Annotated in this window: 18 protein-coding genes and 1 pseudogene; 5 read left to right on the forward strand and 14 right to left on the reverse strand. The window is 71.5% G+C overall.

Translation table 11 applies throughout. From position 1 onward, the window contains the following. Positions 1 to 62: 62 nt before the first annotated feature. The 4 genes from BZZ08_RS07920 to BZZ08_RS07935 all read right to left on the reverse strand — a co-directional run bounded on the left by BZZ08_RS07920 (position 63) and on the right by BZZ08_RS07935 (position 8179). Positions 63 to 3458, reverse strand: coding sequence for a CARDB domain-containing protein (locus BZZ08_RS07920; protein ID WP_104631417.1), 3396 nt, complete (start codon positions 3456 to 3458; stop codon positions 63 to 65). Between the two features lie 397 nt (positions 3459 to 3855). Next, positions 3856 to 5301, reverse strand: coding sequence for an argininosuccinate synthase (gene argG, locus BZZ08_RS07925; RefSeq protein WP_104631418.1), 1446 nt, complete (start codon positions 5299 to 5301; stop codon positions 3856 to 3858). An 84-nt stretch (positions 5302 to 5385) separates the two neighbouring features. Next, positions 5386 to 6825, reverse strand: coding sequence for an NAD-dependent succinate-semialdehyde dehydrogenase (locus tag BZZ08_RS07930; RefSeq protein ID WP_104631419.1), 1440 nt, complete (start codon positions 6823 to 6825; stop codon positions 5386 to 5388). An 88-nt stretch (positions 6826 to 6913) separates the two neighbouring features. Continuing rightward, positions 6914 to 8179, reverse strand: coding sequence for an aspartate aminotransferase family protein (locus BZZ08_RS07935; RefSeq protein WP_104631420.1), 1266 nt, complete (start codon positions 8177 to 8179; stop codon positions 6914 to 6916). A 151-nt stretch (positions 8180 to 8330) separates the two neighbouring features. On the opposite strand from BZZ08_RS07935, the gene BZZ08_RS07940 reads away from it, so the two are divergent. Together BZZ08_RS07940 and BZZ08_RS07945 are read left to right on the forward strand one after the other, a co-directional pair. After that, the gene (locus BZZ08_RS07940) at positions 8331 to 10007 is read left to right on the forward strand and encodes a PucR family transcriptional regulator (RefSeq protein ID WP_198601357.1); all 1677 of its coding nucleotides are present in this window, start codon (positions 8331 to 8333) and stop codon (positions 10005 to 10007) included. Between the two features lie 40 nt (positions 10008 to 10047). Next, positions 10048 to 10620: a dihydrofolate reductase family protein gene (locus BZZ08_RS07945; RefSeq protein WP_198601358.1), complete on the forward strand. Its 573-nt coding sequence runs from the start codon at positions 10048 to 10050 to the stop codon at positions 10618 to 10620. Between the two features lie 66 nt (positions 10621 to 10686). Here the strand turns inward: BZZ08_RS07945 and BZZ08_RS07950 are convergent, their stop codons facing one another. The 4 genes from BZZ08_RS07950 to BZZ08_RS07965 are packed head-to-tail and all read right to left on the reverse strand — an operon-like array spanning position 10687 to position 16169. Then, a complete protein-coding gene (locus tag BZZ08_RS07950) occupies positions 10687 to 13086 on the reverse strand; it encodes a beta-xylosidase/alpha-l-arabinosidase (protein ID WP_104631422.1) in 2400 nt (799 codons plus the stop codon). Continuing rightward, complete coding sequence (locus BZZ08_RS07955; RefSeq protein ID WP_104631423.1) at positions 13083 to 13901, reverse strand: carbohydrate ABC transporter permease; 819 nt, start codon at positions 13899 to 13901, stop codon at positions 13083 to 13085. Before BZZ08_RS07955 ends, BZZ08_RS07950 begins: the two co-directional genes overlap by 4 nt. Continuing rightward, positions 13898 to 14854 (reverse strand): carbohydrate ABC transporter permease, encoded by a 957-nt coding sequence (locus BZZ08_RS07960; RefSeq protein WP_104631424.1) that lies wholly within the window; start codon positions 14852 to 14854, stop codon positions 13898 to 13900. Before BZZ08_RS07960 ends, BZZ08_RS07955 begins: the two co-directional genes overlap by 4 nt. A gap of 10 nt (positions 14855 to 14864) precedes the next feature. After that, a complete protein-coding gene (locus tag BZZ08_RS07965; protein WP_104631425.1) occupies positions 14865 to 16169 on the reverse strand; it encodes an ABC transporter substrate-binding protein in 1305 nt (434 codons plus the stop codon). Between the two features lie 138 nt (positions 16170 to 16307). Between BZZ08_RS07965 and BZZ08_RS07970 the strand changes: the two genes are divergently transcribed. Beyond that, positions 16308 to 17357, forward strand: coding sequence for a LacI family DNA-binding transcriptional regulator (locus BZZ08_RS07970; RefSeq protein WP_198601359.1), 1050 nt, complete (start codon positions 16308 to 16310; stop codon positions 17355 to 17357). A 71-nt stretch (positions 17358 to 17428) separates the two neighbouring features. Here BZZ08_RS07970 and BZZ08_RS07975 read toward each other — a convergent pair whose 3' ends face one another. After that, positions 17429 to 17872, reverse strand: coding sequence for a tautomerase family protein (locus BZZ08_RS07975; protein WP_104631426.1), 444 nt, complete (start codon positions 17870 to 17872; stop codon positions 17429 to 17431). A 71-nt stretch (positions 17873 to 17943) separates the two neighbouring features. Between BZZ08_RS07975 and BZZ08_RS07980 the strand changes: the two genes are divergently transcribed. Continuing rightward, the gene (locus BZZ08_RS07980; RefSeq protein WP_198601360.1) at positions 17944 to 18861 is read left to right on the forward strand and encodes a LysR family transcriptional regulator; all 918 of its coding nucleotides are present in this window, start codon (positions 17944 to 17946) and stop codon (positions 18859 to 18861) included. A gap of 309 nt (positions 18862 to 19170) precedes the next feature. Here the strand turns inward: BZZ08_RS07980 and BZZ08_RS07990 are convergent, their stop codons facing one another. The 4 genes and pseudogenes from BZZ08_RS07990 to BZZ08_RS08005 all read right to left on the reverse strand — a co-directional run bounded on the left by BZZ08_RS07990 (position 19171) and on the right by BZZ08_RS08005 (position 21945). Then, entirely contained in the window at positions 19171 to 19689 is a 519-nt protein-coding gene (locus BZZ08_RS07990) for a hypothetical protein (RefSeq protein ID WP_104631428.1), read from the reverse strand. A gap of 422 nt (positions 19690 to 20111) precedes the next feature. After that, positions 20112 to 21062, reverse strand: a complete 951-nt coding sequence (locus tag BZZ08_RS07995) for a Dyp-type peroxidase (protein ID WP_104631429.1) — start codon at positions 21060 to 21062, stop codon at positions 20112 to 20114. Between the two features lie 160 nt (positions 21063 to 21222). Beyond that, positions 21223 to 21339 (reverse strand): annotated as a pseudogene (locus BZZ08_RS39435) (VOC family protein); the annotation flags it as partial. A 3-nt stretch (positions 21340 to 21342) separates the two neighbouring features. Then, positions 21343 to 21945: a sigma factor-like helix-turn-helix DNA-binding protein gene (locus BZZ08_RS08005; protein WP_241965405.1), complete on the reverse strand. Its 603-nt coding sequence runs from the start codon at positions 21943 to 21945 to the stop codon at positions 21343 to 21345. A gap of 373 nt (positions 21946 to 22318) precedes the next feature. Here BZZ08_RS08005 and BZZ08_RS08010 point away from each other — a divergent pair, with 373 nt between their 5' ends. Continuing rightward, positions 22319 to 23065, forward strand: coding sequence for an SDR family oxidoreductase (locus tag BZZ08_RS08010; RefSeq protein ID WP_104631431.1), 747 nt, complete (start codon positions 22319 to 22321; stop codon positions 23063 to 23065). Between the two features lie 79 nt (positions 23066 to 23144). Here BZZ08_RS08010 and BZZ08_RS38765 read toward each other — a convergent pair whose 3' ends face one another. Next, a complete protein-coding gene (locus BZZ08_RS38765; RefSeq protein ID WP_157953319.1) occupies positions 23145 to 23519 on the reverse strand; it encodes a hypothetical protein in 375 nt (124 codons plus the stop codon). Between the last annotated feature and the right edge of the window lie 249 nt (positions 23520 to 23768).

Consider the following 23768-nt stretch of genomic DNA (forward strand, 5'->3'; position numbering starts at 1 on the left):
CGGCTGCTGCCGACCGGTTCCTTCTGGTCGGTTCCTTCTGGTCGGCTCCTATCGGTCGGCGCCTACCGGTTGATCTTGAACTGGGAGCCGGGTTCGATCCGTATGTCCTCCTTCGCCGAGTTGGTGATCGTGACGTCGGTCAGGGTGGCGCTGCCGCGGGCGCCGCCCATCGCGAGGATGCCGGCGCCGTTGTTCGACTTGTCGATGCGGACGTTCTGGATCTTCACGTCCGGCATCGCGCCGCCTCCCGTCTTGAACTGGATCCCGTCGTAGGTCGAGTCGAGGATCTCGGTGTCCCGGATGGTCACGCCCGGGATGTCCTGGCCCTGGGCGAAGAGGGTGATGGCGCCGAACTCCTGCGCCTCGCCCCAGAACGCGCCGCCCGTGCGGTGCAGGGCGTTGCCCGCGATGAGCGTCTGCCCGGAGAAGGGCAGCGGGTCGTGGTCGGTGGCGAGCATGATGCCGGGGTAGTTCATGGTGTCGGAGACGACGTTGTTCTCGATGGTGTTGCCGTAACCGCCGTACACCGCGATGCCGTTGGCCCGCCAAGGCAGCTGGATCGTGTTGTTGCGGAAGTGGTTGTCGTGGCCGACGTCCACGGAGGTGTCCTTCACGTACTTGTTGGCCCAGACCGCGAGCGAGTCGTCGCCGGTGGTGCGGAAGGAGGAGTTGTAGACGGTGGAGTTGCGGGTGCCGTTGGAGAAGTTGATGCCGTCGGCGTAGGTGTCCCGGATGCGCATGCCCGTGAACTCCAGGCCGTCGCCGGGGCCCCACAGTTCGGGGATGTTCGAGTAGTCGCGGCCGACCCAGACGCCGACGTTGGCGTGCTCGATCCACACGTTGCTGATCTTGGTGTCCTTGCCGAAGCGGCCGTTGAGCCCGACGCCGCCCTCCTGGTTGCCGTCGCCGCCGCGGAGGGTGCCCGAGCCGAAGATGGCGAGGTCGGAGATCCGGGTGTTGCCGTCGATGTCGAAGCCGAAGTTGCCCTCGTGCGGGTGGTTGATGCCGCCGGCCTCGTGCGGCGGGGTCAGGGTGTAGAGCTGGGAGTGCCACATGCCGGCGCCGCGGATGGTGACATTGCTGATGCCGACCTGGTTGTACTGGCCGCGGTTGAGCGGGTCGTCGGTGAGGATCTTCTGTTCCTGGCGCCACTGCCCGGCGGGGATCCAGACGCAGTCGATCCTGCCGTTCTGGTCGTCGGTGACGGCGCGCTGGATGGCGTCGGTGTCGTCGAGTCCGTCGCCGGGGACGGCCCCGTACTCGGTGATGGAGGTGCACTCGGCGGGCTTGGTCTTGGCGGGCGCGACCTGTTCCAGGTCGATCAGGTCGATGACGTAGAAGGCGGCCGAGTCACCGGAGTCGCGCTGGAGGCGGAACTCGGTGCCCTGCGGGAAGGTCCGGTCGAGGAGCGCGTGGGACTCGTCGAAGAGGCGCCGGGCGTCGCCGCCGGGCCGGTTGGTGAGGCCCTCGGGGTCGTCGGTGCTGCCGTAGAGCCAGCTGTGCTTGGACGACAGGTTCAGCTTCTGCACGAACCGGCCGTCGGCGTACAGGCTGATGGTGGCCTCGGCTCCGCCGCCGCCGGGGGCGTCGGGGATGGAGTTGCGCACCACGATGGAGTTGGTGGGCGTGGTGGACGTGAACTCGACGTACTCGCCGGTCGAGTCGAGCCGGACGGACTCGCGTCCCGAGGACTCGGTGCCGAAGTTGGTGTGCCCGAAGGTCCGCTCGGCGTCGGTGGTGAGCAGGGTGCCGTCGTACCGGCCGTCCTCCGCCTCGTACTCGGTGTACGGCACGGCGGCGCCGCGTCCGACGACGAGGGACTTGGTGAGCACGTTGTTGTTCTCGTTGGTCTCGGCGACCCGTGCGGTGGCGTCGGCGGTGGCGGTGAGCGTGACACCGCCGCCGGTCGCCTTCCAGGTGCCGTTGACCGGGACGTTCACCGTGGCGCCCGCCGCGATCGGCCCGGTCGTGCCGTCCAGGGTGGTGGAGCCGGCCTGGACGCGGGTCACGGAGCCCGCCTCGACGGCGCCGGTGCCGCGGTTGTGCACGGCGACGGTGAAGGAGACCTCGGCGCCCACCGCCGGGTTGGCCGGGTCGGTGGTGAGGGAGCGCACCTCGAGGTCGGGCCCGGGCGCCCGGTCGACGACGAGGCGGTCGGTGGCGGAGCGGCTGTTGTTGGTGTCGTCCAGTTCGGCGACGGTGTCACGCGGGTCGGCCACGGCGGCGACCGCGTAGCTGCCGGCCGCGTGGGTGCCGGTGGCGACGGCGACCTCGGCGGACTCGCCGGGGTCGAGTGCGGGGACCGCGGCGCTGCCGGCCGCCCTGCCCTCCACGGTGACCTCGGTGGTGGTCGCGGCCGAGGCCGCGGTGCCGGCGTTGCGGACCGTGGTGTTCACGGTGACCTCGTCGCGCTCGTTCGGCGCGGCGGGCGACCAGTCGAGGCCGGTGACCGTGAGGTCGGGCGCGGGTGCGGCGCTGCCGAGGACCTGGAACTCGGCGACCTGGCCGCCGGGGGCGCCGGTGTTGGAGAAGAACCGGAGCCGTACGTCGGAGACCCGGCCGCTGACCGGGATGGCCACCGCGTTGTCCTGGCCGGGGCTGAAGGCGTAGTCGGCGCGGTCGCGCAGCGAGGTGAAGTCGCTCGCGCCCTGGGCCCGTCCGAACACCTGGATGCTCTGGGTGCGGGCGGACCACACCGGGTCCGGGTTGAGCTTGACCACGACACCGCTGACGTCGGCGTCGGCGCCGAGCTTGACGGTGAGGTCGGCCGGGTGGCCGGCGGCCTCCCAGTACGTGGAGGTGGAGTCGTCGGTGGCGTGGGCGGCGACGTAGTTCTGGGTCGTGGAGGTGGCCTCGGCCGGCTTGTTGCGGGCGAGGTTGGTGCCGGTGGGCGGCGGGCCGGTGTCGACGTCGTCGCCGTACACCTCGACCTCGGCCAGTTGGGCGGCGTTCCAGCCGGTGTTGGCGGTGATGTCGACGCGGACGTAACGGGCTTCGGAGGGTGAGTCGAGGTCGATGGCGACGGTGCCCGCCTGCGCGGGGCCGAACGCCCGTCCGTCCGAGGCGTCGAGGCTGCGGAACGTGGAACCGTCGGTGCTGCCCCGCAGGGAGAGCGTCTGGGTCCGGCTCTCCCAGCCCGCGGGGAGTTTGAGCACCACCCGGTCCACCTCGCGGGCGGTGCCGAGGTCGACCTGCAGCCACTGCGGGAAGGAACCGGCCGGTCCCTCCCAGTAGGTGGCCTGCTGTCCGTCGGTGGCGTTGCCGGCCGGGTAGGCACCGTGCGAGCCGCCCGCCTCGGCGGGGCGGCCGAGGGCCAGATTGACGTCGGCGGCGGCCGTCACCGGCGCCGACGCCGCCTGCGCGGTGGCGGCGAGGGGCAGTGGCAGCAGCCCGACCGTCATCAGCCCGGCGACGGCGGCGCCCGTGAGCGTCCGTCGGCCGAGAGATCTCCGTCTCATGGGGTCCTCTGTTCCGTGGGGAGTCGGGGAGGGCGCGACGGTCCGGCAGTTGGGGGGAAGCACCGACTCTGCGCGCCAATTGAGCAGGACAGTCGATTCTTTGCGGAAAGTGCGTCATCAGGTTTCTAGCGCGTCACCGGTTTGTCAACGGTCGCGGTTGACACGGGAGTTGGCACGTAAACGGCTTGCGTTGCTTGCGACGCTCTTGCGTGGCATGTGAACTGGCAACGGAGGGCCGACGAAGGCCGGACGGACTGCTGGAAGCCCGCAAGGCGCGCAAGTCGTGCACGAGGTGGAGCAACAGACGTGACAAAACAACAAGGGCCGGCCCGACGCCCTGAGGCGTCGAGCCGGCCCTCGCCGGTGTGTGGTCCCCGGTCGTGGGGGGCGACGGGGATCAGTCCGTGCCGGACTCCATCGCGGCGCGGTCCAGCAGCTCGTCGTCGGCGGAGACCTCGCCGCGGGAGGCGATGGCCTGCGCGCCGCCCTCCGGCATGGCGCCGATCAGCCCGGTCGCCGCGGCCTGGGCGGCGCCGATGGCCGGGTTGGCGGTGCCGATGAGGCCGAGGCCGGCGTACTGCTCCAGCTTGGCGCGGGAGTCGGCGATGTCCAGGTTGCGCATGGTCAGCTGGCCGATCCGGTCCACCGGGCCGAACGCGGAGTCCTCGGTGCGCTCCATGGAGAGCTTGTCCGGGTGGTAGCTGAACGCCGGACCCGTGGTGTCGAGGATCGAGTAGTCCTCGCCGCGCCGCAGCCTGAGGGTGACCTCGCCGGTGACCGCCGAGCCGACCCAGCGCTGCAGCGACTCGCGGATCATCAGGGACTGCGGGTCCAGCCAGCGGCCCTCGTACATCAGCCGGCCGAGCCGCCGGCCCTCGGTGTGGTACTGGGCGAGGGTGTCCTCGTTGTGGATGGCGTTGACCAGGCGCTCGTAGGCGGCGTGCAGCAGGGCCATGCCGGGCGCCTCGTAGATGCCGCGGCTCTTGGCCTCGATGATCCGGTTCTCGATCTGGTCGGACATGCCCAGGCCGTGCCGGCCGCCGATGGCGTTGGCCTCCATGACCAGGTCGACGGCGGAGGCGAACTCCTTGCCGTTGATCGTCACCGGGCGGCCCTGGTCGAAGCCGATGGTCACGTCCTCGGGCGCGATCTCGACCGACGGGTCCCAGAACCGCACGCCCATGATGGGCTCCACGGTCTCCACGCCGGTGTCGAGGTGCTCCAGCGTCTTGGCCTCGTGCGTGGCGCCCCAGATGTTGGCGTCGGTGGAGTAGGCCTTCTCCGTGGAGTCCCGGTAGGGCAGGTCGTGGGCGACCAGCCACTCCGACATCTCCTTGCGCCCGCCCAGCTCGGTCACGAAGTCCGCGTCGAGCCACGGCTTGTAGATCCTGAGCTGCGGGTTGGCGAGCAGGCCGTACCGGTAGAACCGCTCGATGTCGTTGCCCTTGAACGTGGAGCCGTCGCCCCAGATCTGGACGTCGTCCTCGAGCATCGCCCGGACGAGGAGGGTGCCCGTGACGGCACGGCCGAGCGGCGTGGTGTTGAAGTAGGCACGCCCGCCCGAGCGGATGTGGAACGCCCCGCAGGTGAGCGCGGCCAGCCCCTCCTCGACCAGCGCCTCGCGGCAGTCGACCAGGCGCGCGACCTCGGCGCCGTACGTCCTGGCACGGTCGGGCACCGAAGCGATGTCGGGCTCGTCGTACTGGCCGATGTCGGCGGTGTACGTGCAGGGGACGGCGCCCTTGTCACGCATCCACGCGACCGCGACCGAGGTGTCGAGGCCGCCCGAGAAGGCGATACCGACGCGCTCGCCGGTGGGGAGGGAGGTGAGGACCTTGGACATAGGAAGAGTATGCATGATTACGCATGACCATGCAAAGCCGACCCTGCGGAGCCTCCCTCCCCCCGGGAGCCGGGACCCTCTTCGTCACCGGGTCGGCAGCGCCACGTACTGGTACTCCAGGAACTCCTCGATGCCGACCCGGCCGCCCTCCCTTCCGAGGCCCGACTGCTTGACGCCGCCGAAGGGCGCGGCCGGGTTGGAGACCAGGCCGGTGTTGAGTCCGACCATGCCGACCTCCAGGCGCTCGCTGACCCGCAGCGCGCGGTCCAGGCCTTCGGTGAAGACGTAGCCGACGAGTCCCCACGGGGTGTCGTTGGCGCGGCGGACCACCTCGTCCTCCTCGTCGAAGGTGAGGATCGCCGCGACGGGGCCGAAGATCTCCGTGCCCATCAGGCGGCTGTCCGGCGCGACGTCGGTGAGCACCGTGGGCGGGTAGAAGCAGCCGGGCCCCTCGGGCGTGCGGCCACCGACCAGCACCCGGGCACCGCGCTCCACCGCGTCGGCGACCAGCTCCTCGACCTTGGCGCGTCCGGCGGCGTCGATGAGCGGGCCGACGTCCACGCCGTCGTCGGTCCCGGGGCCCACGACGAGCGCACCCATCCGCCGGGCCAGCCGGTCGGCGAACTCCTGGGCCACCGAACGGTGCGCGAAGAAGCGGTTGGCGGCGGTGCAGGCCTCGCCCATGTTGCGCATCTTGGCGACCATCGCGCCGTCCACGGCGGCGTCCAGGTCCGCGTCGTCGAAGACGACGAACGGCGCGTTGCCGCCCAGCTCCATCGAGGTCCGCACGACGGTGTCCGCGCACTGTGCGAGGAGCAGCCGGCCGACGTCCGTCGAACCGGTGAAGGACAGCTTGCGGATCCGCCCGCCGCGCAGCAGCGGCTCGCACACCTCACCCGCCCTGGAGGTGGTGACGACGTTCAGCACCCCGTCCGGCAGTCCCGCCTCCTTGAGGATCGCGGCGAGCGCCAGGCTGGAGAGCGGGGTCTGCGGGGCCGGTTTGAGCACCATCGTGCAGCCGGCCGCGATCGCGGGACCGATCTTGCGGGCGCCCATGGCGAGCGGGAAGTTCCACGGGGTGATCAGCAGGCAGGGGCCGACCGGGCGCCGGGAGAGCAGCATGCGGTGGCGTCCGTCGGGCAGGACGCCGTGCCCGCCGTCGATCCGGACGGCCTCCTCGGAGAACCAGCGGAAGAACTCCGCGGCGTAGGCGACCTCGCCCCGGGCCTCGGCGAGCGGCTTGCCCATCTCGGAGGTCATCAGGCGGGCCAGTGCGTCCGTGCGCGCCAGCACGATCTCGTGGGCGCGGCGCAGGATCTCGCTGCGCGCCCTCGGCGCCGTCCGGGCCCACTCCCGCTGCGCCTGGACCGCCGCCTCCTCGGCGAGCCGGGCGTCCTTGGGGCCCGCGTCGGCGACGTGGGCGAGGATCTCACCGGTCGCGGGGTCGTCCACGGGCATGACGGCGCCGTCCGCGGCGTCCACCCAGGCACCGCCGAGGAACAGCTGCGTGGGGGTGTCGGTCATGGGGTCCCTCCTGATCACCGGTGCGTCCTGCGTACGGGGCGGGTCGCGGGTACGGGGCGGGTCGTGCGGCGGTGCGCGGCGGCCGTCGTCATCGCGCCGCCCCCGCCGTCCCGGCCCGGACGGCGGCGGCCCACGCCCGGAGCCCCTCGTCCACGGCCGTCTCGTCGATCACCAGGGCCGGGATCATCCGGACCACCTGGTTCCAGGCCCCGCAGAGCAGCAGGAGCAGACCTTCGTCGACGGCGGCCCGCTGCACCCGGGCGGCGGTCTCGGGGTCCGGCTCGCCGTCCTCGGTGACGAACTCGCTGGCCAGCATCAGCCCCATGCCGCGCACGTCGCCGATGGCCGGGGTCCGGGACGCCACCGCCTCCAGGCCGTGGCGGAGCCGGGCGCCCATCGTCTCGGCGTTCTCGACCAGCTTCTCCTCGCGTACGACGTCCAGCGTGGCGCAGGCCGCCGCGCACGCGACCGCGTTGGCGCCGTACGTCCCGCCCTGCGAGCCGGCCCAGGCCTTGCGCATCAGCTCCTCGGGGGCGGCGATGCCGGACAGCGGGAAGCCGCTGGCCAGTCCCTTGGCGGTGACGAGGATGTCGGGGGTGACGCCGAAGTGCTCGTGACCCCAGAACCGCCCGGTGCGGCCCACGCCGGTCTGCACCTCGTCGAGGATCAGCAGGAAGCCGTGCCGGTCGGCGCGCTCGCGCAGACCCTGGACGAAGGCGCGGTTCGCGGGGACGTACCCGCCCTCGCCGAGGACCGGTTCGACGATCACGGCGGCGGTGTCGGCGGGCGAGGAGATCGTCTGGAGGGTGTAGTCGAGCTCCCTCAGGGCGAAGCGGGTGGCCGTCTCCTCGTCCCAGCCGTAGCGGAAGGCCGTCGGGAACGGGGTGACGACCACGCCGCTCATCAGCGGCGAGAACCCGGACCGGAAGCGGGTGCCGGAGGTGGTCATGGCGGCGGCGGCCACCGTGCGGCCGTGGAAGCCGCCGTGGCAGACCAGCACGTTGGGCCGTCCGGTGGCCTGACGGGCCAGGCGCAGCGCGGCCTCGACCGCCTCGCTGCCGGAGTTGGTGAAGAACAGACTGTCCAGGCCGTCCGGCAGCACCTCGCCGAGCTTGTCGACCAGGCGCCGCAGCGGCGGGTGCAGGACGGTCGTGTACTGGCCGTGGACCAGGGTGGCCACCTGCTCCTGGGCGGCGGCCACGACCCTGGGGTGGCAGTGGCCGGTGCTGGTGACGCCGATGCCGGCGGTGAAGTCCAGATAGCGGCGGCCGTCCTCGCCCTCGATATGGACCCCCTCGCCCCGGACCGCCACCACGGGGGTGGCCTGGCGAAGGTGCGGCGACAGTGCGGTCATGCTCGTCTCCCGGCCTGTTCGTCGGTCTCCTGCGGTCCCGGGAGCCTTCCCGCCCCGCCGGGCGCGGCAACGCGTGATCTGTCCGGACGGGGCAGCGTGTCCGGACGATGTGTCAGGCGTTCGGCGTAACCTGGGTGCACAGGGAGGCACCGTGAGCGAGCACCGGCAGCCGGGCCCGGCGGACCGGTCGCCCACCGTGGCCGACGTGCTGGCGCTGCCGGTCCTGGCCACCGGTGATCCGCGGGTGGTGACCGGTGCGGAGCATCTCGACCGTCCGGTCCGCTGGGTCCACGTCACCGAACTGACGGACCCCGCTTCCTTCCTGAAGGGCGGCGAACTCCTCCTCACCACCGGCATGCCCCTGCCCGACGACCCCGCCGGTGTCCGCCGCTACGTCGACGAACTCGCCGCCGTCGGTGCCGCCGCCCTCGTCATCGAGCTGGTACGCCGCTATCACCGGCCGCCCGACGCCCTGGTCCGCGCCTGCCGTGCGCACGGGCTGCCGCTCGTCACGCTCGCCAGGGACGTCAACTTCCTGGAGGTCACCCAGGTGGTCCACACCCTGATCGTCGGCCACCAGGCGGACGCGATCCACCGGACCCAGCGCGTCCACGAGGCGTTCACCGCGCTCACCCTGCGCGGTGCGGGCCCGGAGGAGGTGCTGCGGGCCGCGGCGGAGATGAGCGGCCGTACGGTCGTGCTGGAGAACCTGGTCCACCTGGCGCTGCTCTGCGCGCCCTCCGGGACCTCGGTCCGGGCCGCGCTCACGGACTGGGAACGGCGCTCGCGCACCACACCGGCCACCGACCGCGCGGGGCTGTCCGGTCCCGAGGGCTGGCTGGCGGCCCCGGTGGAGTACCAGGGCGAGCGATGGGGCCGGGTGGTCATGCTCCCCGCCGCATTCCGCGGCCGGTCCCTCGGGCCCGAGGACGTCACGGTGCTGGAGCGGACCGCGATGGCGCTCACCATCGCCCGGCTCACCCACCCCACGCCCTGGGAGCGCACCGCCCACCGCGACGCCCTGCGCGACCTGGTCGAGCAGCGGCACCGCTCCCCCGCAGACGCCCGGGCCCGCGTCGCGGCCCTGGGACTGCCCGTCGAGCACGCCCGGTTCATCGCCGTCCTCGCCGACCTGCCGTCCGAGCAGGACAGCGGGGCGGCCGAGACCCGGCTCTCCGAGGAGCTGACCGCGACGGGGGCGCGGGCCCTCGTCGGGCTCCTGTCCCCCACCCGCCTTGGCGTACTGCTGGCGCTGCGCCCGTCCCGGCCGTGGCGCGAGGCCGTCGAGCGGCTGAGCCGCACCGCCCTGGACGCGGCCCCGGGCGCGACGGTGAGCGCGGGCGCGCCCGCCGAGGACCTCGCCGACGTGACGCGCTCGTTCCGCGAGGCGGCCCGGGTGGCCGAGGCCACCGAACCCGGCCGGGCCCTCCCGTCCGGCCGTTCCTTCCACGAGCGAGGCGACATCGGGCTGCGTCGCCTGCTGTACGCGCTAGGCGACGACCCGCGCGTCCAGGAGTACGCGGAACGGCGGCTGGGCCCGCTGCTCGACCACGACGCCCGGCACGGCACCGACCTCGTGGCCACCCTGCGCGGTTATCTGGACGCCGCGGGCAACAAGACGGTGGCCGCCCGGTCGGCCGGTCTGTCCCGGGAGACCGTCTACCAACGGCTGCGCACCATCGAGCGGCTGCTCGGCCGCGACCTGGAGTCCGGCGAGCAGCGCACCGAGCTGCACGTGGCCCTGCACGCCGTCGACGCGCTGCGGGCACACCCGGTCACTCGCCCCGGACCGGCGACCGATGAGTTTTCCCCCCGCCCCGGGTCGTAGGGGTGCACGGACCGGACACGAAACGTTGAGGAACCCCATCATGCGTACTCTGATCAGCACCGCCTTCGTCTCGCTCGACGGTGTCGTGGAGGCCCCGGGCGGTGAGCCCGGCTACCGGAACTCCGGGTGGACCGTCAAGCTCGTGGACTTCCTCCCGGAGGCGTACGAGATCAAGGGCCGGGAGCAGGGAGAGGCCACGGCACTGCTCCTCGGCCGGGCCAGCTACGAGGCGTTCAGCCCGGTGTGGCCCGGCATGGCGGAGTTCCCGGAGTACCGGACGATGCCGAAGTACGTCGTCTCCACCACCCTCACCGAGGACGACCTGGTGACGAACTGGGGCGAGACGACGATCCTGCGCTCGCTCGACGAGGTCGCCGCGCTGAAGGAGACCGGGGGCGGCCCGATCATCGTCCACGGCAGCGCCGCCCTGAACCGGAGCCTGTCGGACGCCGGCCTGATCGACCGCTACCACCTGCTGGTCTTCCCGCTCCTCCTCGGTGCGGGCAAGCGGCTGTTCAGCGACACCGACAAGGACGCGCAGCAGCTGAGGCTCGTCGAGCACGAGGTCTACGCCAACGGCATCCAGAAGAACGTCTTCGACGTCGTGCGCTGAGCCGCGCGGCGAGCGGTGGTGCCGGGACCACGGACCCGGGACCACCGCTCGTCCTGTGCCGACGGCTCAGGCGCCCTCGACGGCTTCCTGCGCTTCGTGCGCTTCCTGCGTGAACACCGCGTGCAGCCGCCGCGTGTGGTCGACCGGCCGTTCCGGTCCGGTGAGCGCGACCGTCGCCGTCAGCCGCGGTTCGGTGCTGGACGCGGCGAACCGCAGCTCCAGGTCGCCCGGTTCGACGACGCGGCGGCCGTCGCGGCCGGTGAAGGAGGCGAGGTCGGCCGGGACCTCGACGCGCACCCTGCGGGCCGCACCGGGGGCCAGCGGCACCCGCGTGTAGCCGACGAGGCGCTGCACCGGCTGGACGACGGAGGCGACCGGGTCGTGCAGGTAGAGCTGCACCACCTCGGTGCCGTGCCGTTCGCCGGTGTTGCGGACGGTCAGTTCCAGCGAGAACCCGCCGTCGGTCGGCGCCTCCTCGGTGTGCGCCACGAGGTCGCTCCAGGCGAACGTGGTGTAGGTGAGCCCGTGCCCGAAGCCGAAGGCCGGTGTCGGGTCGATGTTGGACACCTCGCTGGCGTGGGCGAGCCGCGCCCCCAGGTAGGTGGTCGGCTGGGCACCCGCCCCGCCGGGCACGCTGACCGGCAGCCTCCCCGAGGGGCTGGTGCGCCCGCTCAGCACACCGGCGATCGCCGCGGTGCCCTCCTCGCCGGGGAAGAACGACTGCACGATCGCGGCGGACTCGGCGACGGCCCGGCCCAGCGCGTACGGCCGTCCGGCGAGCAGGACCGTGACCACCGGGGTGCCGGAGTCGAGCAGCGCGTCGAGGAGCTGCTGCTGGGCGCCGGGCAGCGCGAGGGACTCGGCGTCGCAGCCCTCGCCGCTGGTGCCGCGGCCGAACAGGCCCGCACGGTCGCCGAGGACGGCGACGACGACGTCCGCCTCGCGGGCCGCGTCCGCCGCCGCGCCGATGCCGGACAGGTCGCCGTCGTCGACGCCGGTGCCGCGGACGACGGTGATGTCCGCGTCGGGGAACTCGGCGGTCAGGGTGTCGCGCAGGGTGGGCAGGTCGATGCCGACCGGCACCTGAGGGTGCTGCACCCCGACGTGCCGCGGGAAGGAGTAGCAGCCGAGCACGGCCGTCGCCTCGGTGGCGTTGGGACCGACCAGGGCGATGCGGCGGGGCCGGGCCAGCGGCAGGGTGCCGTCGTTGGTGAGCAGGACGACCGCCTTCTCGGCGATCTCGCGGGCCAGTTCCCGGTTCTCGGGCCGGTCCAGGTCGATGCTTCCGCGCAGCGCCTCCGGGTCCGCGAGGTCCACCCCGTGGAGCGCGGGCGGGAGCGGGCTCCAGTCCGGGTCGAGCAGTCCGAGCTCCGCCTTCTGCCCGAGGACGCGGCGCAGCGCCCGGTCGATGAGCGCCTCGGGGACCCGGCCCTCGGTGACCGCCTCGACGAGCGGGGCGCCGAAGGTCTTGACGGTGGGCAGTTCGACGTCGACGCCCGCCTTCAGCGCGGCGCCCGCGGCGTCGGCCCAGTCGGCGGCGATGCCGTGCAGGGTCTTGAGGAAGGCGATGCCGAAGTAGTCGGCGACGACGGTTCCTTCGAAGCCCCAGGTGTCGCGCAGCAGTCCGGTCAGCAGCGTCTCGTCGGCCGCGGCCGGCACGCCGTCCATATCGGTGTAGGCGTGCATGACCGAGCGGGTGCCGCCCTCGCGGACGGCCATCTCGAACGGCGGCAGCAGGACGTCGGCCCGCTCGCGGGCGCCCACGGAGGAGGGGGCGAGGTTGCGGCCGGCGCGGGAGGCGGAGTAGCCGACGAAGTGCTTGAGGGTGGCGACGATCCCGGACGATTCGAGGCCCCGCACGTAGGCGGTACCGATGGTGCCGACGAGGTAGGGGTCCTCTCCGATGGTCTCCTCCACCCGGCCCCAGCGGGCGTCGCGGACCACGTCGAGGACGGGGGCGAGGCCCTGGTGGATGCCGAGGGAGCGCATGTCGCGGCCGATGGCGGCGGCCATCCGGCGCACCGCGTCCGGGTCGAAGGTGGCGCCCCAGGACAGCGGGACGGGGTAGGCCGTGGCGCCCCAGGCGGCGAATCCGGCCAGGCACTCCTCGTGCGCCACGGCGGGGAGGCCGAAGCGGTTCGCCGAGGTGATGCGGGCCTGGGTGCGCATGAGGGAGAGCGCGCCGAGCGCGGGGTCGACGGGCACGGTGCCGAAGGGGCGGGTCAGCTGACCGAGGCCGGCGGGCACGAGCGCGTCGAGATCGACGGCCTCCTCCATGTCGTGCTGGTGGGGGGCGACTTCGCCGCCCTGGTCGGAGGCGCCGACCCACACGCCGTACAGCTGGGCGATCTTCTCCTCGAGGGTCATCGCGGCGACGAGCGCGTCGACCCTGGCGGCGACGGGGTGGGTGGGGTCGTTCCAGAGGGGGATTTCGGGGGTGGTCTCTACGGCCACGTCGGCAGTCACTTTCCTCCGACACCCATCAGCCCCTGGACCAGGGCACGACGGGCGAACAGGTAGACGAGCAGGATGGGCACCATGGACAGCACCACGGCTCCCAGCAGACCGGGGATGTCGATGCCGTGCGCGGTCTGGAAGTTGTACAGACCCAGGGTGACCACCTTGGTGGACTCGGACTGGGTCAGCACGAGCGGGAACAGGAAGCCGTTCCACGCCTGGAGCGCGGAGAACACCACGATCGTGGACAGTCCCCCGCGGGACAGCGGCACGACGAGCTGGAAGAACATGCGCCGCGGGCTGGCGCCGTCCATCGCCATGGCCTCGTACAGCTCCGGGGAGATGTCGCGCATCGCGCCGCTGAGGATGAGCGCGGACATCGGCAGGCAGAACGCGGCCGTGGGCAGGATGACGCCGAGCAGGTTGTCGTACAGCCCGGCTTCGCTGATCAGGTAGAACATCGGCACGATGACGGCCTGGGCCGGGATGGCGAGGCCGAGCAGGAACAGCCGGAAGATCGCCGAGGTGGCCCTGCCGCGGCTGCGGACGATCGCGTAGGCGAGCGGCGGGACCAGCAGCAGCACGATACCGATCACGCAGGCGGTGACGACCAGTGTGTTGAAGAAGTACTGGCCGAAGCCCGAGTCGAAGGCGCCGGTGAAGTTGTCCAGCGTGAAGCTGTCCGGGAGCGAGACCGGGCCGTTCTCGGCGTAGTCCTGGCGGGTGCGCAGGGTGGCGGCGAGCATCACGTACAGCGGAAGCCCGACCAGGACGAGCCAGACGAGCGAGCCGACGCCGGCCACATAGTTGGGTCGGCGCCTCATGACACACCCTCCATGGAGCTGCGCATCTTGTCGTAGCCGGAGACCCGGACGACGATCAGCGAGATGATCGTGGCCGCCACGACCAGCGCCAGGGCGATCGCGGAGCCGATGCCGTAGTCGAAGCCCTTGAACGCCTTGTCGTACATGTAGTAGGCGCTGATGGTGGTGTCGGTGCCGGGGCCGCCCTGGGTCAGGATCAGGACCGTCTCGAAGGTGGTCAGACCGCCGACGATCATCAGGATCATCGAGGTGATCATGGAGGTGCGCAGCTGCGGCAGGGTGATGTGGAAGAACTGCCGGTAGCGGCCCGCCCCGTCGATCTCCGCCGCCTGGTAGAGCACCGGTGGGACCGCGCGGGCGGCGCCCTGGTAGATCAGCGTGTGGAACGGGGTGAACTGCCAGGTGCTGACGAAGGCCAGCACCCCGATGGCGGTGCTCTGTTCACCGAAGAGGTTGCCGTCGCCGAAGAGCCAGCTCGCCTCGGCCGGGATGCCGAAGTTCGGGTCGAGCAGCGCCCGCCACAGCACGGACACGGCCGTCGCGGACAGCAGCAGCGGGATGAAGTAGATGACGGACAGGACGGCGCGGTTGCGCTGGTGACCCGCGGCCCAGACGCCGAGCAGGATGCTCAGGGGGGTCTGGAGGACCACGCCGAGCGCGGTCAGCAGCAGGGTCAGCCAGATGCTCTTGAGCATGACCGGGTCGTCGATGAGGCGCGACCAGTTGTCCGTGCCGACGAACTCGGGCGAGCTGATGCCGTCCCAGCTCATGAAGGACAGCACCGCCACCATGATCAGCGGGACGATCGCGAAGAGGAAGAAGAACAGTGCGGCGGGAACCGCCCAGCCGAAGCCGGGGCGGCCCACCGTCGTCGCGGACGAGGCGGGCGGCCGCCGCCGGGACTCCTTGCGGGGTCCGGCGGCGGGCCGAGCGCTCGTGAGGTGTGTGGTCATGAGCCGTTCGTCACTCGGTCGGGAGGGCCTGCATGGCCTTGATGAAGCCGTCCGTGTCGAGCTGTCCGTTGAAGAACTGCTGGATGGCCTTGTGCATGTCCGAGCTGGCCTTCTGCGGGTACGCCTGGTCCCAGGACAGCTGGAAGGACGGGGCCTTGGACACGAGGTCGTACTGGAAGCGCGAGTACTCGGGGGTGCCGGAGCCGTCGATGAACTTGTCGGTGTTGGTCGTGGTCGGCAGGTTGCCGATGTCCAGCTGCGCCTTGACGAACTCGTCGGAGTACATGAGCTTCAGGAACTCGGCGACCGCCTCGGGGTGCTTGGTCTTCTTCATCACCGAGTAGTAGTTGTTGGTGTTGCCGGCCACGTCGGCCGGGTCGCCCTTGCCGCCCTCGACGGTCGGGAAGGCGGAGTAGCCGAGGTCCTTCTCGGCGAACTCCTTGTGGTCCGTGAGCTGCTGGGAGTAGTACCAGGAGCCCATCAGCTCGAAGCCGGCCTTGCCGGAGGCCACGAGCTGGACCGAGCCGCCGTTGGTGTACTTGACGGAGTCGTAGTTCTTGCCGAAGGCGCCGGTGTCGACGAGCTCCTTGATCATGTCCAGGGCCTTCTTGCTGTCCGGGCTCTCCCAGGCGCTCTTGTCGCCCCCGACGGCCTTGGCGAACAGCTCCGGGCCGGCTATGCGGTCGTACAGGTACTGGAACCACATCTGGGTGGGCCAGACGTCGCCGCCGCCGAGCGCGATCGGGGTGACGCCCGCGTCCTTGAGCTTGTCCACCGCGGCGAGCAGCTCGTCCCAGGTCTTGGGCGGCTGGACGCCCGCGTCGTCGAGGACCTTCTTGTTGTGGAAGAGCAGGACCGGCTGGGTGCCGCGCATCGGGACGCCGTACGGCTTGCCGTCGACGACGGCGCTCTCGAAGACGGACGGCAGGAACTTCTTCTCCAGGTCCGGGTTCTTCTTGATGAAGTCGTCGAGCGGCAGCAGCAGGTCCGCCTTGACGAACGGCTTGATGCTGCCGCCGCCCCAGTTGAAGAAGACGTCCGGGGCCTGCGGGGTGTTGATGATCGTCTGGAGCTTCGTCTGGTAGTCGGCACCGGGGATGGTGTCGAGCACCGCCTTGACGTCGGACGTCTTGTTGAAGGTGTCGACGATCTGCTGTTCGACCTTGTTGCTGGCGTCCCCGTAGACCAGGACATGGATCTTGCCGTCGTCCGACGACGCCCCGCCGTCCCCGTCACCGCAGGCCGACAGGCTCAGCGCCAGGGCGAGCGTCGCACCGGTGGCGACCAGTCTGGGCAAGCGCGCACGTGTCTTCATCGTTCGCCTTTCGAAAGTTTCGGCGCCATCACCGAAAGTCCATGCTGGTCGGACAGTAAAGTGAGACCGGAATTCTGGTCAATGGCCGTGCGGCTGCCGACTCAAAACGTTATCGACCGCATGGCCTATCCTTCCTGCATGCACGAGGAAGTTGAGGTGAGCGCCAGGGTGACCCTGGCCGAGGTGGCGAAAGAGGCGGGGGTCTCGCCCCCGACAGTTTCGAAGGTCCTCAACGGTCGTTCGGATGTCTCCAGCGCCACCCGGGCCCGCGTGGAGCGGCTCCTCGAAGTGCACGGCTACCGCCGCCGCACCGCGAGCCCGCCGCGCTCGCCGCTGGTCGAACTGGTCTTCCACGAGTTGGACAGCGTCTGGGCGATGGAGCTCGTCCGGGGCGTGGAGGACGTCGCCAAGGCCAACCGGACCGAGGTCGTGCTCACCCGCAGCGGCACCCGGCACGCGCCCGCGCCGGACTGGATCGACGGCGTGCTCCAGCGCAGGCCGCTGGGTGTGGTGCTGGTCTTCTCCTCGCTCCCCGCGGAGGTCAAGCACCGGCTCCGGTCCTGGGACATCCCCTTCGTCATCGTCGACCCGGCCGGCGACCCCGACCCCGACGTCCCGTCGGTCGGCTCCGCCAACTGGGCCGGAGGGCTGGCGGCGACCCGTCACCTCACCGACCACGGGCACGAACGCGTCGCGATCATCACCGGGTTCGAGGACATGCTGTGCTCACTGGCCCGGCTCGACGGTTACCGCTCGGCGATGACCATGGCGGGCCTGCCGATCGACCCGGCCCTCGTCCGCTACGGCGACTACAGCATGGAGAGCGGCTTCGAGCACGGCAGGGACCTGCTCGCCGGTCCCGGGCGGCCGACGGCGATCTTCGCGGGCAGCGACCTCCAGGCGCTGGGCGTGCTGGAGGCCGCCCGCGTCAGCGGCCTGAGGGTCCCTCAGGACCTCTCGGTCGTGGGCTACGACGACGTGCCGCTGGCCCAGTGGTCGAGCCCGCCGCTGACCACCGTCCACCAGCCGCTGCGGCACATGGCCGAGGAGGCCACCCGCATGCTGTTCCGCCCGGACGATCCCGGCCGGGCCGGCCGCCGCATCGAACTGGCGACCCATCTCGTCGTACGGCAGAGCACGGCGCCACCGGGCGGGGCGGCACAGGCGCCCGGCGGCGCACGTTCCTGACGAGGGCGACGAGGACAGCCGAGGACAGGACGAGAACCGGACGAGAACCGGACAAGGACCTGCCGCGGCGCCTATCGGCCCGGATCGGCGGGCACGTCGGGCAGGTCGGGCACGTCGGTCATGCGCTCGTCGTAGCCCGTGGCGGGATCGACGACGCGGCCGGCGGCCCACCAGTTCTCCCGCGCCGTCTCGAAGGCCACCAGCATGACGTCCTCCTCGGGGACGCCCGCGCGCTGCCGGAGGTTGTCGACGATCGTCCGGAAGAGTTCCGCCTTCTGTCCGGCACCGCGCCGGTTGAAGGACAGCTGGATGAACAGGGTGCGCCGGCTGCGCGGTATGCCGAACACCACCGGCTGCATGACGAAGTTGTCGTCCGTGACCTCGTGAAAGACGTGGAACTGGTCGTCCCGCGGGATCTTCAGGACGTCGACCATGGACGCGTGGAGCGCCTCGGAGACGAGACGACGGTACTCGGGCGTGGTTCCCTTGCGCAGGGAGATGCTGATCAGAGGCATGACGCCGACGCTAGGAGCCCGCGAGTCATTCCGACAGCGAATGTTCGGCATGCCGGATATGCTGCGGCCTCATGGGTATGGCCGATGTGACGCTGGTCGGGTTGCGGGTGCTGCGCGAGGTGGCGGAGCGGGGCACCTTCACGGCGGCCGCGCGCAGCCTCGGGTACACGCAGTCGGCGGTCTCCCGGCAGGTGGCCGCGCTGGAACAGGCGGCGGGCGCCCGGCTCTTCGACCGCTTCCCCGGCGGCGTACGGCCGACCGGCGAGGGCCGCGCCCTGCTGCGCCACGCCGTCGCCGCACTGGACGCGCTGGAGGCGGCCGACCGGGAACTGCGCGGGGTCCAGGACGCCACGAGCCGGGTCCGGCTGGGGTACTTCCCCGCGGCGGGAGCGGTGATCGTGGCCGACGCGCTCACGGCGCTGCGCCGGGAAGGCTCGCGCGTGCGGGTGACGACCCGGGAGGGGAGCACGCCCGCGCTGGTGCGCGCGCTGCGCAGCGGCACCCTCGACCTGGCGCTGCTGACCTCCCGGCCCCCGCACCGCTCGCCCGACACGGACGCCCCGCCCCTGCACGTCGAGCCCCTGCTGGAAACCCGCCTGGCCCTGGCGGTTCCGGCGGACAGCCGCTTCGCCGAACGCGGCACCGCCGATGTCGGGGACCTCGCCTCCGAGTCCTGGATCGCCGGTCCCGGCGGGACGGGCGATCCGCTGCTCGGTGTCTGGCCGGGGCTGCCCGGCAGGCCCCGGATCGCCCACACCGCCCGCGACTGGCTGACCAAGCTCCACCTGGTGGCGGCGGGGGCGGGCATCACCACGGCTTCACCGGCGCTGCTGCCCGTCGTCCCGCACGGCGTACGCTTCGTCGATGTCACGGGCGTCGCCGAGGAGGTACGACGCGTCGACCTGGTGTCGCTGCCGGACCGGGCCGCGGCACCGACCGCGTCACTGGTACACGCCCTGCGACAGCGCGCCGCCGACCTGGTCGGCTGACGCTCCGGCACCTGCGGCCACGGAGGCTGCCTCGCCGGGCTCCGTGGCGCCACCGATGGTGTGGGCGCGCACTCCCCCGCCCGAGACTATGGGGCCCCACCAGACACTGACGCGCCGGGCTGAATCCGTCCGGATATCCGCCTTGCTGGGCTCGGGCGCCGAGGTACTCGGCCCGGTCGCGTTCGGCAGGGGCGACCCAGCGGACGGTTCCGGTCGCGGGCCCGCCGGCATCGAGGCCGGGGACGGGAGTCGGCAGCCACCCGAGCGATCCGGGTGGCTGCCGGCGTCGTACGAGGAGTCGGCCGGGCTCTAACCGGCCGGCTGCAGTTCCCAGTAGTGGGGCTCGATGGGGGCCTGCCGCACCACGAGCCGGGCGGTCACACCGGGATCGTCCACCAGCTTCCCGTAGGAGGCCGACCGGTCGGCGGGCGTGTGCTCGATGTCGGCCCACACCACGCTGCCAGGTCCGGCGGAGCCGTAGGAGACGGTCCATTCGGCGTACTTGTCGCCGCAGTTGCTCACCGACACGGTGTGCTGCGACGTCACCATCAGGCAGGTGCGCGGGTCCGAGCCCGGTGTGGAGACTTCCATGGTTCCGTTGGGGCGTTGCCGTACCTGCCAGTTCGCCGAGGTCGACGCGTTGTCCGTGCAGGCGCCCAGGGACACCACGCCGATGTTGGCGTGCGTCTTGGGCCACACGAGGCACTTGCCGTCCTGGAGAGCCGCGAAGCGGTAGACGCCGTCGACGAGCGGGGCGGCGTGGGCGGGTTGCGTGAGTGCCGCGACGGCCGCGACGGCGGCCAGGACGGACAGGAAGCGTGGACGCATGGCGGTGACTCCTCGAACAGCCGTGGTCGAGAACCGATCGCACGGCACAGACGTGGTCGATGCACAATCCGCCGGGGACGACGGCGCCTCCGATCCTGGAGGGCCGGTCCGCCCGGCAGCGGCCTGTGACGGCCGCCGTCACTCGCCTGGTTGAGCCGCGTCACCCGATGGTGGTGTCAGGGCATGACCTCGCTGGACAGCCAGGGCTCGGGTACCGGCCCGGGCGCGGGCCGGCGCCTGCTCGGCCGGGGTCTTGCCGACCGTGGCGTCGTACGGCGTCCGGGATCGGCCGGTGTTCCACCTCGACGACGACGGCGGCCCGGCCCGCGTCCGCCGGCGCCATGAACGCCTGGCGACAGTGCGGCGTCGAGTTCCCAGCCGCTCCGTCATGGCCGGCAGGCGCGGGCCGGGCCGCTCGGTGCTCAGGGCCGAGCGGGAAGGTCCTCCAGGAAGTCCGCCGCCGGTGTGAAGAACAGCGAGCCGGTGACGGGGGTGGAGAAGTCCAGGATGCGGTCGTGCGGTGCCGACGCGGTGCCCAGGAACATCCGCTCCAGCATCGTCTCCGTCACCTCGGGGGTGCGGGCGTAGCCGATGAAGTACGTGCCGAACTCCTCGCGGCCCACCGACCCGAAGGGCATGTTGTCCCGCAGGATCTCCAGATCGCTGCCGTCCGGACCGGTGACACTGGTGAGGGCGACGTGCGAGTCGGCCGGCTTGACGGCGTCGGACAGCTCCACGTCGGTCATCTTGCGGCGGCCGATCACCCGCTCCTGGGCCTCGACGGAGAGCCCCTCCCACACGTCGAGGTCGTGCAGGTACTTCTGCACGACGACGTAACTCCCGCCCGCGAAGGCCGGGTCCTCGTCACCGACGAGGACGGCCCGGCGCGCCGCGGCTCCCGTCGGGTTCTCCGTGCCGTCGACGAAACCGAGCATGTCGCGTTCGTCGAAGTACTTGAAGCCATGCACCTCGTCCTGAGGGGTGACCGCTCCGCGCAGCCGGCCCATGATCTCGGTGGCGAGTGCGAAGCACAGGTCCAGCCGTGCGGCACGGATGTGGAAGAGCAGGTCGCCCGGGGTGGCGATCGCCCGGTGCACCGGCCCGTCCAGCTCCCGGAAGGGATGCAGCCCGGCCGGACGCGCTCCTGAGAACAGCCGGTCCCAGGCGTCGGAACCGATGCCGGTGACGCAGCTCAGCCTGCCGTCGGGCTGCGCGCGGAACCCGACGGCCCGTTCCAGCGAGGAGACGTCCGACAGCAGCTCCCGGACGGTGTCCTCCCCGCCGCTGTCGATCGTGACGACGAGGAAGATCGCCGCACTGGTCAGCGGGGACAGAACCATCTGGGGCTCCGGCTCCTCGACTTCTCCGCCCATGAACGAACACCCTCCCACGACTCGCACCTCCACACACCATGTCACATCAGTGTGGACAGGTGATGCCGGGCATCACCCACCTACTGGTGCGCACCGGTCCACGGCGGCACCCGGGCCGGCGCGTCCACCGTGCTCCGCACCCCCGCACACGGAAGGACCGGACTCCGTGGAGCAGGCCCGTCGGCTGTCCCCGCTCGATCAGGTACCCGTCGGGGTCGCGTAGGCAGCAGCACAGCTCCGAGCAGCGGTCGAGTGGTTCGCTGAGGAAGCGTCGACCCGGTCATGCGGCCTCGTAATCCTCGGCATCGTCGCCCGCGCGCGTCCGGCCGGCGGTGTCCTCGCGGCCTTGCCGGTCCGCGACGCGGTCCGTGGCGAGGTCCGTGGCGAGGTGCCGTCGCGCTCGGCGCACCAGGTGCCGGGCCTGGGCCTCGTCGACGCAGAGGACGGCAGCGATCTCGGAGTAGGGGGAGGCCAGCGTCTCCCGCAGCACGAAGGCCGCCCGTTCCGCGAGGTCCAGCTGCTCGAGCATGAGCAGGACGTCGAACTCGACCGGCCCCGTGCCCGCGACACCGGTCCCGGCATCGTTGCCGGTGTCCAGGGGCTCGGGCAGCCAGGGGCCGACGTAAGACGCGCGCCGCAGCCGCGCGGAGTGCGCGACGTTGATCGACAACCGGGTCGTGACCGTGGTCAGGTACGCCTGTGGGTCAGCCACCGCCGCACGGTCGGTGGCCTGCCAGCGCAGCCGGACGCCCCGCACGACGTCCTCGGCCTGCGTGGCGCTGCCGAGCATGCCGTACGCGAGCGCGAACAGTCGTCGTCCTTGCCGTGCGAAGACCTCCTCGTCCCGACCGGGTGGTCCGGCGGGCGGCTCATGGTCTGACACCGAGGGCCGCGCATGTCCCCGCTCGTCCCGACTACCGTGTTCCTCAACCCTCTTGGCGCCCATCACTCCACGTTTCCTTCCCGAGACGAGTAGCCGAAACAAGGGCCTCATTCAGACGTCGTGGTACTTATGGGCCGAACCTACGCCGCCGCCGGAGGCGATCGGACCCACTGAACGGGTCGACAGTCATTCCGCAGTCATTTCTCGGGTGGGGGAACCCACACACGGAGAAATGACGGAGAGGCTGCGGGGAACGGACGCCTGCTCCGTCCTCCTGTCACAGGTGGCGCTCCTGCCCGGTCATTGGTTACGTGAAGACAGCTCGGTCGCGGCGTTGGACGCCGCTCCGGGAGAGACCTCCGAAAGGCATTCGATGAAGGTTGTAGTAATCGGCGGCACCGGACTCATCGGTTCGCAGGTCGTCGCCAGGCTCGGCGAGCACGGGCACGAGGCGGTCCCGGCCTCCCCGAACACCGGCGTCAACACGATGACGGGCGAGGGCCTGGCAGAGGTGCTGCGCGGCGCCTCGGTCGTCGTCGACGTGTCGAACTCTCCGTCGTTCGCGGACGACGCGGTCAAGGAGTTCTTCCGCGTCTCGACGTCCAACCTCCTGAAGGCCGAGGCGGAGGCCGGTGTCGCCCACCACGTGGCGCTCTCCGTCGTGGGGACCGACCGTCTCCAGGCGAGCGGCTACTTCCAGGCCAAGCAGGCCCAGGAGGACATGATCAAGGACTCCGGGATTCCGTACTCGATCGTGCACGCCACGCAGTTCTTCGAGTTCGCGAAGACCCTGGCGGACTCGGCGACGGAGGGTGACACCGTGAGTGTCGCCCCCATCAAGATCCAGCCCATCTCCTCGGGTGACGTGGCCGCGGCCGTGGGTCGTACGGCCGTCGGTGCGCCCGTCAACGGCACGGTCGAGGTCGCGGGTCCCGACGTGTTCCGGCTGGAGGACTTCATCCGCAAGGGCCTCGCCGTGCGGGACGACACCCGAACGGTCGTGACGGACCCGAACGGTCTTTACTGGGGTGCCGCACTTCAGGAGTCGGATCTGCTCCCCGGCGCCGACGCCCGCATCGCGGAGACCCGCTTCGACGAGTGGGCCGCAGGGCAGCGCTAGGGCGTGTCCGAGAACGTCGGCCAGGAGGCCCGCGCCGCCTGAGAGCCCAGTCCACGGCCGGACTGTGGGGCTACGGGCACTACGTGGTGTCCGCCTCCGCGGCCGCGGTGGGAGCGGCACTGGCGGTCAGCGTCGCCGTGCCACCGGCCATGCGGCCCTCACCGACCAGGCCGCGGCCACGTCGCGGGGAGAGGCTCCGGTCGGCGCGGCGGGGCCAGGCTTGTTCGTTCCTGCGCACCTGTTCCCCGCCCGGCACGAGGGGCTCCTCGGCTGCGACGTAGTCGAAGGTCGGGCCCGCGGCCAGTGCCTCTCCGTCCCGCATGGCCGTCAGACGCTGCGCCTGTCCGGTCACCGCCTCTCCGGCGGGGCCGGACTCGGGAGTGTCGCCGGGCTGGTAGCGCCGGCCCGGCGCCAGCTCCTCGCGGCCACCCTTTTGCCAGGGAGAACAAAACATGTGTGGCACATGAGGACTGCGCTGTAGCACCCGTCGACGCGGAGAGCGTGTGAGATAGTGTTACGCCCTCTCGGCCGACGTGGACCCGCCACCTGTTCACGGATGCGCGCCCGAACGGGACCGTCATGTCGCCCGGGGAGTCGTCCACGAAAGGTGAGTCTCATGGCTGAGTTGTTCTACGACGCCGACGCCGACCTGTCCATCATCCAGGGCCGCAAGGTCGCGGTCATCGGGTACGGCAGCCAGGGC

It is taken from the genome of Streptomyces sp. MH60 (assembly GCF_002939385.1).
Classification (GTDB): domain Bacteria; phylum Actinomycetota; class Actinomycetes; order Streptomycetales; family Streptomycetaceae; genus Streptomyces.

Excerpts from the sequence above, each read along its gene's own strand:
- BZZ08_RS07920 (WP_104631417.1), bottom strand. The coding sequence starts at position 3,458 with ATGAGACGGAGATCTCTCGGCCGACGGACGCTCACGGGCGCCGCCGTC.
- argG (WP_104631418.1), bottom strand. The coding sequence starts at position 5,301 with ATGTCCAAGGTCCTCACCTCCCTCCCCACCGGCGAGCGCGTCGGTATC.
- BZZ08_RS07930 (WP_104631419.1), bottom strand. The coding sequence starts at position 6,825 with ATGACCGACACCCCCACGCAGCTGTTCCTCGGCGGTGCCTGGGTGGAC.
- BZZ08_RS07935 (WP_104631420.1), bottom strand. The coding sequence starts at position 8,179 with ATGACCGCACTGTCGCCGCACCTTCGCCAGGCCACCCCCGTGGTGGCG.
- BZZ08_RS07945 (WP_198601358.1), top strand. The coding sequence starts at position 10,048 with ATGCGTACTCTGATCAGCACCGCCTTCGTCTCGCTCGACGGTGTCGTG.
- BZZ08_RS07955 (WP_104631423.1), bottom strand. The coding sequence starts at position 13,901 with ATGAGGCGCCGACCCAACTATGTGGCCGGCGTCGGCTCGCTCGTCTGG.
- BZZ08_RS07960 (WP_104631424.1), bottom strand. The coding sequence starts at position 14,854 with ATGACCACACACCTCACGAGCGCTCGGCCCGCCGCCGGACCCCGCAAG.
- BZZ08_RS07965 (WP_104631425.1), bottom strand. The coding sequence starts at position 16,169 with ATGAAGACACGTGCGCGCTTGCCCAGACTGGTCGCCACCGGTGCGACG.
- BZZ08_RS07970 (WP_198601359.1), top strand. The coding sequence starts at position 16,308 with ATGCACGAGGAAGTTGAGGTGAGCGCCAGGGTGACCCTGGCCGAGGTG.
- BZZ08_RS07975 (WP_104631426.1), bottom strand. The coding sequence starts at position 17,872 with ATGCCTCTGATCAGCATCTCCCTGCGCAAGGGAACCACGCCCGAGTAC.
- BZZ08_RS07980 (WP_198601360.1), top strand. The coding sequence starts at position 17,944 with ATGGGTATGGCCGATGTGACGCTGGTCGGGTTGCGGGTGCTGCGCGAG.
- BZZ08_RS07990 (WP_104631428.1), bottom strand. The coding sequence starts at position 19,689 with ATGCGTCCACGCTTCCTGTCCGTCCTGGCCGCCGTCGCGGCCGTCGCG.
- BZZ08_RS07995 (WP_104631429.1), bottom strand. The coding sequence starts at position 21,062 with ATGGGCGGAGAAGTCGAGGAGCCGGAGCCCCAGATGGTTCTGTCCCCG.
- BZZ08_RS08010 (WP_104631431.1), top strand. The coding sequence starts at position 22,319 with ATGAAGGTTGTAGTAATCGGCGGCACCGGACTCATCGGTTCGCAGGTC.
- BZZ08_RS38765 (WP_157953319.1), bottom strand. The coding sequence starts at position 23,519 with ATGTTTTGTTCTCCCTGGCAAAAGGGTGGCCGCGAGGAGCTGGCGCCG.